Origin of the sequence: Mycobacterium sp., assembly GCF_052144515.1 — a bacterium.
Taxonomy (GTDB): domain Bacteria; phylum Actinomycetota; class Actinomycetes; order Mycobacteriales; family Mycobacteriaceae; genus Mycobacterium.
The window spans coordinates 38,718-49,826 of sequence record NZ_JBKQQD010000535.1 but is presented as its reverse complement, the minus strand read 5'-3'; the positions used below and the strand labels follow the sequence as shown (position 1 = coordinate 49,826).

Sequence of the window (11,109 nt, the reverse complement as noted above, 5' to 3'; positions counted from 1 at the left end):
ACATGTTGGGGTTCACCGTCCGCTTCGACCCGATCCAGGCCGCCTGACCACCACGCCACCTCGGGCGCAGCGCAACAAACACCAAATCACCCGAGCAGCCGCGGCTCACCCATAATTTTCGGACCAGGACTATCCAGCCTGCAGCCTGGGTAGTCGCACCAGTTCGCGGATGAGTGCCCGCCGCAGGCCCATGGGGGCAGGAAAGAACCCCTCCAATTGATCTTGCAACCAAGCAAATACGCATGGCGGGGGCAGACAAGCCGTATCTGATCGCCAACGGCGGCTTCGCCGAGCCCGTCGGACCGGCATTCTGGGAGCGGTACTAGACGTAGCTAGAGGACGCTCGCGGCTATAGCAGCGATCCAAGCGACGTTGTTGCCCGCACCGCAACCGAATTGACCGCTCGGGCATCGCGCCCACCGCCCACACCGGCGCGGACCACGCAGGGTATCAGCCGATGACCCGATCGTTGAGTGACCGGTGGCGAACGGCATAACCGGCAGTTTGTAACCGAACCGGGTCGGCCCGACGCCGCGATATTGGCCAATTCGCTGTCCTCATAAACGGCTTCCGGCGTCCGGACCTGTGAAGCACGGTCCGGACGCCGGAAGTTTTTATGTTGCGTCAGTACAGCGGAATCCAGACACCGAAGTACCAGAAGCCCCATCCACCGAAAACCGGATTGAAGACCGGAATGGCGGTGTAGCCGCCATAATTACACGGCCCGAAGTCGCCTTGTGCCTGGGCTATGCCGCGGTCCGGCCCGTTCCACCGGTTGTTCCAACCACCGGGAGGCGGAGGACCGTTCCAGCCATCCGGAGGCGGCGGGCCGTCCCAATTAGGCGGCGGCCCACCGGGAGGAGGCCCATCATTCCAGCCGAACCCTCTCGCTGGCGGCGGAGGCGGCGCGCCGTGGTCGCGTGTGCTGAAGCCGCGAGGCGCATCCCTGGGGCCGCCCACCTCGGCATTACCCCGAACATAAGCGCCCTGCGGCATCGGTCCGCCAGGCCCCGGCCCCGGTCCCGGTCCGCCCGGTCCCGGTCCGCCCGGTCCCGGTCCGTGCGCCGGCCCAGGTCCCGGTCCGCCAGGTCCCGGGCCGCCAGGAACCGGCCCGCCAGGACCCGGCCCGCCCGGTCCCGGCCCGCCAGGACCCGGCCCGCCAGGACCCGGCCCGCCAGGCCCCGGTCCGTGCGGCCCAGGACCCGGTCCGCCAGGCCCCGGCCCAGGCGGCCCAGGCGGCCCAGGACCCGGTCCGCCAGGTCCTGCCGGTCCGCCAGGTCCTGGCGCGTCAGGGGCCGGCCCGTGCCACGGTCCGCCAAGGCTCGGTCCGCAGTTCCCACATAGCGGGGGTGGCTTCAACGGGGCGGCGTTGGCCAGCTCTCCGCCTACTGTCAGTGCTGATATGCCGACACCTGCGGCAATTGCCGCGCCGGCCACGCGCTTCACATACATCCCGTTCGTCCCTTCCGAGCCCGACTTCGACAATGTCTGGCTACCCCGTGACCAGGCACCGAAACGGCGTGCCGTCCGCCACGACGCCGTGCGGTGAGATGATCTGCGCTAGGGGCACGTCACATCCATCTCGAACGGCTTGGTCACCGGCTGCTGCGGGCTAGCCATGTTAACGCCCGTCGCGGTGCCCTTGATCGTGTAGGAGTTGCCGTTTTTTGTAGCCTGGACGTTGCCCTGATTCGGCGCGGCGGCGGCGTAGCCCAGCGTCACGCCGTTGACGTTGCCCAGTCCAACCGACTGGACGGCTGGCGGATCGGCAGCAGTGATCACCGCGCCGATCCCGTTTGTCGGATCGCCGATGCCGATGTTGAGGTTGCCGCCGGCCTGGGCGCAGCTGACCTGACCTGTGATGTTCTGATTCTGACCGTCGATAGTGACCTTCTCCGTGCTAGCTGACGATGAGCTCGTATTGGACGAGCTCGTATTGGACTTGTCGTTCGAACAGCTAGCCAGACCCGCGACCACCATGGCCACGGCCGCTATGCCGACCAAGACCCCACGCTTCACCAGTGCCCTCCTTTTGTCGTGGCCCTTCAACGCTGGCGGATCGTTCATAGATGCGATTGAGGAAAAACCCGCTACGGCCTCGTCCCTGGATGCACTTTCACGACCTCCCGTTCCGGGCGGATACCCTGACCTAGGGCCTGCAAACGTTACGGTCAGCGTCATGTTTCGGCACGATCAGACCGATGCTAACGGTGAAGGCGTAGTTGCCCTTCCAGCCCTGAGCAGCGCAGGTGCAGCCGTGCCTAAACACATGCCCTTTGACCGCCTAGAGGTCGATGTAGGCATCGGGGGTGAACACCTTGTCGAGGTCGTCGAATCGGCGCTGGTCAATGGCGGTGGATTAGTGGACCAGCAGCTGTTGGATCTCCAAGCGGTCGGAAATTTCGGCGAGGCTCAGCATGGGTCGATTCAACACTGCGCGGCCGGGACTGCGAACAGCGGGAGACACAGGCGAAATCGTCGTCGAAGCATCCCGGAAGTTAAACTGACCGCCCATGGGCAAGCTCATGGCCGCCATCGCCGCCCTGCTCACGGTCATCGCCACCTTTGGCACGGCCACAGCCCGGGCCGACGTCGACGTGCAACCGGCCGGGTCGCTGCCGATCCCCGACGGGCCGGCGCAGACCTGGATCGTGGCCGACCTCGACAGCGGTCAGGTGCTGGCCGGCCGCGAACAGGACGTGGCCCATCCCCCGGCGAGCACCATCAAGGTGCTGTTGGCGCTGGTGGCCCTTGACGAGCTGAACCTGAACTCCACCGTCGTCGCCGATGTCGCCGACACCGAGGTGGAGTGCAACTGCGTCGGCATCAAGCCTTTCCGCACCTACACCGCGCGCCAACTGCTCGACGGCCTGCTGCTGGTTTCGGGTAACGACGCCGCCAACACCCTGGCGCAGATGCTGGGCGGCCCGGACGCCGCCGTGGCCAAAATGAACGCCAAGACCGCATCCCTGGGGGCGACGAACACCCACGCCGCCACTACGTCCGGGCTGGACGGACCCGGCGGCTCCGGCGCGACGACGGCGCACGATCTAGCCGTCATCTTCCGGGCCGCGATGGGTAATCCGGTGTTCGCCCAGATCACCGCGGAGCCGTCGGCGATATTCCCCGGTGATCACGGCGACGAACCGATCGTCAACCAGGACGAGCTGCTGCAGCGCTACCCCGGCGCGATCGGCGGCAAGACCGGCTTCACCAATGCCGCGCGCAAGACGTTCGTCGGCGCCGCCGCCCGCGGCGGCCGCCGGCTGGTGATCGCCATGATGTACGGGCTGGTGAAACAGGGCGGCCCGACGTATTGGGATCAGGCCGCCAGCCTGTTCGACTGGGGTTTCGCGCTCAATCCGCAGTCCAGCATCGGCTCGCTGTAACTGCTTTTCATGAACCGGCGGTCGGCAACGCCGCGGTGAGCAACGCGCTCAGCACCGAAATCCGTTTCTCCGCAATGTCGGGCTGGGGCAATACCCCTTCGACGACGGCGGCTCCGTCGAACACGTTCGTCAGCAGTGCCACGATAACCGGAAATGTTTCCTCCGCGAAGCTCTCGGCGCCCGGCAGAGCCCGGGCCGCGTCGTGAATCTTCGCGGAGTGCTGCCCGAGCTCGTGTTGCATTGTGTCCCTGAGCTTCTCGTCGGTGCGCGCGGCGATCAACAGTTCGTAGAGGACGGCGTTGGTCGGTCCGCTGGTGATGTCCTGGAGGATTGACAGCGCCGCGTCGAGCGCCCGCTGGTCGGTTGGTATTTCGGCGACTCGCTTGGTGAATGACTCCAGCTGGCGACGCAGCACCTCGGATGCCGTGGCCGCCATGAAGTCGCCCATCGTTTCGAAGTGACGGAACAGCGCGCCGACCGACACCCCCGCCCGTTTGGTGATCACGGCGGCCGACGCCCGCGCGTATCCGACCTCGACGATGGCGTCGATGCAGGCCTCAAGCAGCCGTCCGACGGTTTCCTCGCGGCGTTGCTGCTGGGTCCTGGCCATGTCAGGCGCCTCCCACTCCCAAGCCCACGGCGGCGGGCCGCCGCACGGCCGTGGGCCGCGCGCCCGCGCGCAGGTACCGGCCCGACTGCACGGTTTTCCCGTAGCCGTCGCGGAACTCTCCTCCAAACCGGCCTCCGCGGAACACGACGGCACCCCCCACACCCGTCGCGACCACGGCCGCGTCGTTGCGGTTGACCATGCGCCGCAAGCCGCCATAGAACGGAACCTCGTCCTCGTAGTAGCCGTCCACCGATTGGTCGAGGCCCGCCGGGTCGATCACCACGAAGTCCGCCCGATCGCCTTCCCGCAGCGTGCCGGCGTCGATGCCGAACCATTCCGCCAGTTCGCCGGTCAGGCGATGCACGGCGCTTTCCATCGAAAGGAACGGTGAACCGGCCCGGTGGGCATCCCGCGCGCGCTTGAGCAACCGCAGGCCGAAGTTGTAGAAGGCCATGTTGCGCAGGTGCGCGCCGGCGTCGGAGAAGCCCATGTGGATGCTCGGCTCGGCGGCGAGTGCGTTGAGCAGCTTGGGCCGGTGGTTGGCGACGGTGGTGGTCCACCGGACGTTGCGCTCACCGTTCTCGACGAGCACATCCAGGAACGCGTCGAGCGGGTGCAGTTTGCGCTCGTCGGCGATTGCGCCAAAGCTCTTGCCGATCAACGACTTATCGGGGCACTCGACGATGACGGCGTCGTGGAAGTCGCGGTGCCACAACGACGGTCCGAGCTTGAGGCGGTCGAACTCCCGCCGGAACCGCCGGCGGTATTCCTTGTCGGCCAGCAGCTCGTTGCGCTCCAGTTGGTCGCGCAGATGCAGGGCCGCGGTTCCGGCGCCGAACTCCTCGAAGACGGGCAGGTCGATTCCGTCGGAGTACAACTCGAACGGGACCGGCAGGTGCTGAAAGCGCACGCTGGAGCCCAGGAGCTTGTTCGCCAGGCGGGTGACCGGTCCGAAGACGTAGACCGCAAGCGGCATCGACTTGGCGTCGGCCGAGACCAGCAAGCTCATCCGAACGCCCTTGCGGCGCCCGAAGATCCGGCTGCTGGACAAGAAGAACAGCAGTCCCGAGACAGCGTTCTCGACGTTGGGTGCGCTCTGCAGAATCCGGCCCCGCTTGCGCAGCACCTTGATCAGCTTGCGCCGCTCGCGCCACGTCGCGAACGTGGACGGCAGCGCACGCGACCGGAAGCGCTCTCCGTCGAGCTTGTCGATAGCCGCGTCCATCCCGGACATGCCCAGCATCCCGGCCTCGAGCGCGTCGTCGAGCAGCGCGGCCATTTTCTGCAACTCGGCATCGGTGGGCCTGACGGAGTCGTCGGTGGCGCGTTCGAGTCCGAGCACGGCGGTCCGCAGGTCCGAATGACCAAGCAGCGAGCTCACATTCGGCCCGAGCGGCAGGGCGTCGATCGCCTCGATGTATTCCGCGGCCGTCGACCATGTCTTGTCGGTTTTGGCGGCTTCCAGCGCACCGAAGACGTACTTGCGCGGCACCGCCTCGACCCGGCTGAACAGGTCGGCGGCATCCTCGGAGTCGGCGTACACCGTCGACAGCGAGCAGTTGCCCAGCAACACCGTGGTGACGCCGTGTCGCACCGATTCCCGCAAACCGGGGTCCAGCAGCACCTCGGCGTCGTAGTGGGTGTGCACGTCGAGGAAGCCGGGCACGATCCACTTGCCCGCCGCATCGATCACCTCGGGGCAGCCCGTCTCGTCCAGCGGCCCTGAGCTCACGGTAGCAACCACGCCATCGCGGATGCCCAGGGTGCGGGTGTGCGGCGCGTTGCCCGTGCCGTCGAACCACAATCCGTCGCAAATGATCACGTCGTACGTCACTGTTTCCTCCAAGGTTGGTTGCCGCGATACAGCGAAGTTAACATAGATAGCGATCGCTCGCAATCTTTCTTGAAATCAGCGCCGCGGACCCGACGGCATGGCAGTCGGTGGCGTGGGGTTGCCTGCGGGGTTGTCGATGATCGTGGCCGGGTCGGGCACGTTGACCGCCGGCGGCACGTCGCCGCTGCGGGAGGCCAACGCGGGGATCCGGATCACCGCCGCTCGCTGGCCGCACTCATTGGTTTGCACCCTGACTTCCTCTTCGCCGACGAAGTCGCCCTGCGGCCGCGGTCGCAGCGACAGCACCTGCGACGTGGTCTCAGTCTGTGCGATCCCGTTCCCCGCGATGCAGGGGAACTGAGTCGCTTCCGGCCGAGACTGCCACAGCCCGTCCCCGAACTGCATGACGAGCGTGCTGCTTCCGGGCGACATCGCTTGCGTGTGCTCGTCGTCGTCGAGTTGCGTGGCGGCGGCGGTGCATGCCGTGGGGGTGCACGACGAGCGGAAGGCCCACCAGGTTTGCACGTTCGGCGGTTGCGGGTCGGGGACGTAATTGAACGTTTGCTTTTCGCGTTGCACCTCGACGCGATAGGTGCCGTCGAGTGGCACGGGCGCCGACGGCGTGGTGCTGGTCGGCGGTCCACCTGGTGGGCCGGCCGGCGCCGTTGTCTTGGCCGGGCCGGCCTGAGCGCCGGTCGGTTCGGTCTTGCGCCCGATCACGATGCCGATGGCGACCAGCGCGACGACCAGGACCACCGCCGCGGCCGACAGCCACAGCCACGGCTTTCGCCGCTTTTTCGGCGCGGCCGCCGGGAGCTCTCCGGAGTAAATCACCGGGGGCTTGGTCGACGCGGAATGATCGACCAGGCTCTCGCGGTCCGGCTTCGCATGACGCGGCCCGGCATCCGGGGCTCGTTCGGTGATGTGATCCTCGGGCCAGGTGTAGGCCGGGTAGGCCGGGGAGTCCGGGGAGTCCGGGGCAAGGACGGCCTCGGGACTGCGATCGCCGATCGACACGCCCGCCTGTTCGTTGGCCGCCTCCGCGAAGTCGCAACAGCTGTCGAAACGGTCAGCGGGTCTTTTGGCAAGCGCACGGGAGAACACACCGTCCAGGCGCGCCAACTCCGGACGCTGGTCGCTGAGCCGGGGCGGCGGCTCGTCGAGAATCTGGCGCAGCGCGCCACCGGGGTCGGCAGCCTCGACCGGCGGCGCGCCGGTCAGCAGGTGAAAAGCGGTAGCGGCCAAGGCGTACTGGTCGGCGTGCCCGTCGACCTCGGCGCCGGTCAACTGTTCGGGCGCGGCGTAGCCGACGGTGCCACCCCGAGGTGCTATCCCGAAGTCGGCCAACAGGATTCGTTGCTCGCCCGCAGCCGGACCGGTCAGCAAGATGTTGGCGGGTTTGACATCGCGATGCAGCAGCCCGCGCTTATGCGCATGGTCGAGAGCCGACGCCACGGCGGTGATGATCGCGAGCACCTCGCCGGCAGGTGAAACCGCCGGGAAGCGCTCGGCCATCAGCTGCGCAGCGCTGCTGCCCTCGACGTAGTCCATCGCGATCCACAGCCGTCCCTCGAACTCGCCGCGCGCATGCACCTCCACGATGTGCGGGTGATAGAGGTTGGTGGCAGAGGCCGTCTCCGAGACGAATCGCTGCCGGAATTCGTCGTCCGAGGACAGCTGCGGCGAAAGAACTCTCAACGCCACCCAGCGGGCCGATCGAGGATCCTGAGCAAGATAAACCTCACCCGTCACTCCGGAACCCAGCCTTCGCGCCACCGTGTAACCGGCGAAGGTCGCGCCGCTGGCTAACGCCATCTTGAGAGCCTAACCGTCATCCGGACAACCCGCGCGTCCGGCACGCGCGCCTCGTTCGGGTCCGGCGTCAGGGCCGAAAGGTCTTGCCGCGCAGGATGACGAGATCAGGGTGGTTGAGCACTCCCGGCCCCTGCCGCGGGTCACGCGAGTAGCACAACAGGTCAGCCGATGCACCGTGATCCAGGCCGGGCCGGCCCAGCCAGCAGCGGGCATCCCAGCACGCTGCGCCCAACGCCTCGGTCGGGCTCATGCCGATCCCCTTGAGCGCCTCGACCTCGTCGGCGATCCGCCCGTGGGCGATCATCGTGCCGGCGTCGCTGCCGGCGTAAATGGGCACGCCCGCCTCGTGCGCCGCGGTGATGCGCGCGACGGCGCGGGCATGCAGGTCGCGCATGTGGGCGGCGTAGGCCGGATAGCGCGTGGCGGCCTCGGCGATTCCGACAAAGTTCTCTGCGACGTTGACCAGCGTCGGGACCAAGACGGTGCCGTGCGCCACCATCAGGGCGATGGTGTCATCGGTGAGCCCGGTGCCGTGCTCGATGCAGTCGATGCCCGCGTTGATCAGGCCGGGCAGCGCGTCCTCGCTGAAGACGTGTGCGGTGACCCGGGCCCCGTGCGCGTGCGCGGCATCGACCGCGGCCTTGAGCACGTCGTCGGACCACAGCGGGGCGAGATCGCCGACCGAGCGGTCGATCCAGTCCCCCACCAGCTTGATCCAGCCGTCGCCGCGCCTCGCCTGCTCGGCGACGGCCGCCGGCAGCTGGCATTCGTCTTCGAGCTCGACGGCAAAGTTCGGCGAGTAGCGCTTCGGTCTGGCCAGGTGCTTGCCGGCGCGGACGATGCGGGGCAGGTCGTCGTGGTCGTCGAGGCTGCGGGTGTCGGTCGGTGAGCCGCAGTCACGCAGCAGCAGCGCGCCCACGTCGCGCTCGGCCTCGGCCTGCGCGATCGCCTCGTCGAGTGGGATCTCGCCATGGTCGCCGAGCCCGACGTGACAGTGCGCGTCCACCAGCCCGGGCAGGATCCAACCGCCGTCAAAGACGGTGTCGGCCCCGGCAACCGGCTCGCGGCTGATGCGGCCGTCGACGATCCAGAGTTCGACCGCAGCCTCGTCGGGCAGCCCGACACCTCGCACGTGCATGCGCACGATACGGCTACTTTCTGCCTGGGTTGCCCGGGAACTTCAGCTTGGACAGGTCGAAGTCGGCCAGCCCGGGTGGCAGCTCATTGAGGCCGTCGGGCATCTGCGACAGATCGGGGAACCCTTCGGGCATTCCTGCCATACCCGGCATGCCCGGCCCGAATGGGCTCTTGACCTTCGGCGGGGTCGGACCGCGTGCCCCCTTCTTGGCTTTCTTGCCAGCCTTGCCCTTGCCCGCTTTGCTCTTTCGCGTCGCGGACTTGCGGCCCAAACCGGGTATACCCATGCCCCCGAGCATGGACGACATCATCTTGCGGGCTTCGAAGAAACGGTCGACCAGCTGGTTCACCTCGGACACCGTCACGCCCGAGCCGTTGGCGATGCGCAGCCGGCGCGACGCGTTGATGATCTTGGGATCGGCCCGCTCTTGCGGCGTCATCCCCCGAATGATGGCCTGCAGCCGGTCGAGTTGCTTGTCGTCGACGGCGGCCAGTGCGTCCTTCATCTGCCCGGCGCCGGGCAGCATGCCCAACAGGTTGCCGATCGGGCCCATCTTGCGCACGGCGAGCATCTGCTCGAGGAAATCTTCCAGGGTCAGCTCGCCGCTGCCGATCTTGGCGGCGGTCTCCTCGGCCTGCTGGGCGTCGAATACCTGCTCGGCCTGTTCGATCAGGCTCAGCACATCGCCCATGCCCAGGATGCGGCTCGCCATCCGATCCGGGTGGAAGACGTCGAAGTCCTCCAGCTTCTCGCCGGTGGAGGCGAACAGGATCGGCACGCCGGTCACCTCGCGGACCGACAGCGCGGCCCCGCCGCGGGCGTCGCCATCGAGTTTGGTGAGGACCACGCCGGTGAAACCGACGCCCTCGCCGAACGCCTGCGCGGTGGCGACGGCGTCCTGGCCGATCATCGCGTCCAGGACGAAGATCACCTCGTCGGGGGTGATGGCGTCCCGGATCGCCGCGGCCTGGGCCATCAGCTCGTCGTCGATGCCCAGCCGCCCGGCGGTGTCGACGATGACGACGTCGAAGTGCTTGGCCCGGGCCTCGGCAAGCCCCGCCGACGCGACGGCGACCGGGTCGCCGGGGCCGGACTCGGGTGACGCTCCGGGATGCGGTGCGAACACCGCCACGCCGGCGCGCTCACCCACGACCTGCAGCTGGTTGACCGCCGCCGGCCGCTGCAGGTCGCAGGCCACCAGAAGCGGCGTGTGCCCCTTCCCGCGCAGCCAGGCGGCCAGCTTGCCGGCCAGTGTCGTCTTACCGGAGCCCTGCAGGCCGGCGAGCATCACCACGGTCGGCGGTGTCTTCGCGAACGCCAGCTGGCGGGTCTCGCCGCCGAGGATGCCGACGAGTTCCTCGTTGACGATCTTGACGACCTGTTGTGCCGGGTTGAGCGCACCGGATACCTCGGCGCCCCGGGCGCGTTCCTTGATCCGGTGCACGAACGCCCGTACCACGGGCAGCGACACATCGGCTTCCAGTAGCGCCAGCCGGATTTCGCGGGTGGTGGCTTCGATATCGGCGTCGGTAAGTCGGCCCTTACCGCGCAGCCCCGCCAGGGCACCGGTCAGCCGATCGGACAGCGATTCAAACACGCCCGCCAGCCTAGTGGTGATCGCCAGCCCGGCGCTGCCGGGCGCGAGCGTGACGCTGGCGTCACGTTCGAAGGCCACTGTGACGCCAGCGTCACGCGCGCTGGGACGTATTGACGGCGCGGGTGGCGGCAAACGAGGGTTAGGCTCATGCTCGAGGTAATCGACAAGGGGTCGTGCAGCCAAGCGCATCCGGTGCCGCTGCTGCTTGTACACGGCGGCTGGCATGGCGCGTGGTGTTGGGACGACCACTTTCTGGATTTCTTCGCAGCTGCGGGGCGGCGCTGCGCGTCTGGCGCCGCCGTCCCCAGATGTCCGTGCAGTCGTTCGGCGACCCCACGTTGGTCAAATTCCTCAGCACCGCGACGCTCGCCCGCGAATACCTCTTCTGTGCGGACACGCCCGAGACCATCGTTGAATCCTGCTGGGAACGCGCCGGTGCCGAGAGCATCCGCGCGGCAATGACTGATCCGATGTTCCGCCGTGTCAAAACCCGGCGGGTGACCACCCCGATGCTGGTCCTGGGCGCAGTGCATGACGGCTTCGTCAGCGTCGGCGCGGTGCGTGCTACGGCGCGCGCCTACCGGACCAAGCCGGAATTCTTCACGATGGGGCAGAACATGATGCTCGAACCCGGGTGGGCTGACGTCGCCGAACGCATCCGCGCCTGGCTGCAAACCCGCGACCTGGCGAGCGCAGCGGGGCGGTCGCGCTGACCAAAGAAGCCCT

8 protein-coding genes and 2 pseudogenes are annotated in these 11,109 nt (G+C 67.8%); 2 read left to right on the top strand and 8 right to left on the bottom strand.

The window, feature by feature from the left end:
• Nucleotides 1-624: 624 nt before the first annotated feature.
• The 3 genes and pseudogenes from ACLP9N_RS36485 to ACLP9N_RS36475 all read right to left on the bottom strand — a co-directional run.
• Complete coding sequence (locus ACLP9N_RS36485; RefSeq protein ID WP_442411949.1) at nucleotides 625-996, bottom strand: MAP_0585 family protein; 372 nt, start codon at nucleotides 994-996, stop codon at nucleotides 625-627.
• 564 nt (nucleotides 997-1,560) lie between these two features.
• Nucleotides 1,561-2,019 (bottom strand): lipoprotein LpqH, encoded by a 459-nt coding sequence (locus ACLP9N_RS36480; protein ID WP_442411955.1) that lies wholly within the window; start codon nucleotides 2,017-2,019, stop codon nucleotides 1,561-1,563.
• Between the two features lie 271 nt (nucleotides 2,020-2,290).
• Nucleotides 2,291-2,419: pseudogene (locus ACLP9N_RS36475) on the bottom strand (nuclear transport factor 2 family protein); the annotation flags it as partial.
• 94 nt (nucleotides 2,420-2,513) lie between these two features.
• Here ACLP9N_RS36475 and ACLP9N_RS36470 point away from each other — a divergent pair.
• Entirely contained in the window at nucleotides 2,514-3,389 is an 876-nt protein-coding gene (locus tag ACLP9N_RS36470) for a D-alanyl-D-alanine carboxypeptidase family protein (protein ID WP_442411948.1), read from the top strand.
• Nucleotides 3,390-3,396: 7 nt separating this feature from the next.
• Here ACLP9N_RS36470 and ACLP9N_RS36465 read toward each other — a convergent pair whose 3' ends face one another.
• The 5 genes from ACLP9N_RS36465 to ffh all read right to left on the bottom strand — a co-directional run bounded on the left by ACLP9N_RS36465 (nucleotide 3,397) and on the right by ffh (nucleotide 10,383).
• Nucleotides 3,397-3,999: a TetR/AcrR family transcriptional regulator gene (locus tag ACLP9N_RS36465; RefSeq protein ID WP_442411947.1), complete on the bottom strand. Its 603-nt coding sequence runs from the start codon at nucleotides 3,997-3,999 to the stop codon at nucleotides 3,397-3,399.
• 1 nt (nucleotide 4,000) lies between these two features.
• Nucleotides 4,001-5,845: an N-acyl-D-amino-acid deacylase family protein gene (locus tag ACLP9N_RS36460; protein WP_442411946.1), complete on the bottom strand. Its 1,845-nt coding sequence runs from the start codon at nucleotides 5,843-5,845 to the stop codon at nucleotides 4,001-4,003.
• Nucleotides 5,846-5,908: 63 nt separating this feature from the next.
• Nucleotides 5,909-7,648, bottom strand: a complete 1,740-nt coding sequence (locus ACLP9N_RS36455) for a serine/threonine-protein kinase (RefSeq protein ID WP_442411945.1) — start codon at nucleotides 7,646-7,648, stop codon at nucleotides 5,909-5,911.
• 67 nt (nucleotides 7,649-7,715) lie between these two features.
• Entirely contained in the window at nucleotides 7,716-8,786 is a 1,071-nt protein-coding gene (locus tag ACLP9N_RS36450; protein WP_442411954.1) for an amidohydrolase family protein, read from the bottom strand.
• Between the two features lie 13 nt (nucleotides 8,787-8,799).
• Nucleotides 8,800-10,383, bottom strand: coding sequence for a signal recognition particle protein (ffh, locus tag ACLP9N_RS36445; protein WP_442411953.1), 1,584 nt, complete (start codon nucleotides 10,381-10,383; stop codon nucleotides 8,800-8,802).
• A gap of 147 nt (nucleotides 10,384-10,530) precedes the next feature.
• Here ffh and ACLP9N_RS36440 point away from each other — a divergent pair.
• A pseudogene (locus ACLP9N_RS36440) lies at nucleotides 10,531-11,096 on the top strand (alpha/beta hydrolase).
• Nucleotides 11,097-11,109: the final 13 nt, after the last annotated feature.

Bases quoted from the DNA above. Each gene is read 5' to 3' on its own strand.
- ACLP9N_RS36485 (WP_442411949.1), bottom strand. From the start codon at position 996: ATGCCGCAGGGCGCTTATGTTCGGGGTAATGCCGAGGTGGGCGGCCCC.
- ACLP9N_RS36470 (WP_442411948.1), top strand. From the start codon at position 2,514: ATGGGCAAGCTCATGGCCGCCATCGCCGCCCTGCTCACGGTCATCGCC.
- ACLP9N_RS36465 (WP_442411947.1), bottom strand. From the start codon at position 3,999: ATGGCCAGGACCCAGCAGCAACGCCGCGAGGAAACCGTCGGACGGCTG.
- ACLP9N_RS36455 (WP_442411945.1), bottom strand. From the start codon at position 7,648: ATGGCGTTAGCCAGCGGCGCGACCTTCGCCGGTTACACGGTGGCGCGA.
- ACLP9N_RS36450 (WP_442411954.1), bottom strand. From the start codon at position 8,786: ATGCACGTGCGAGGTGTCGGGCTGCCCGACGAGGCTGCGGTCGAACTC.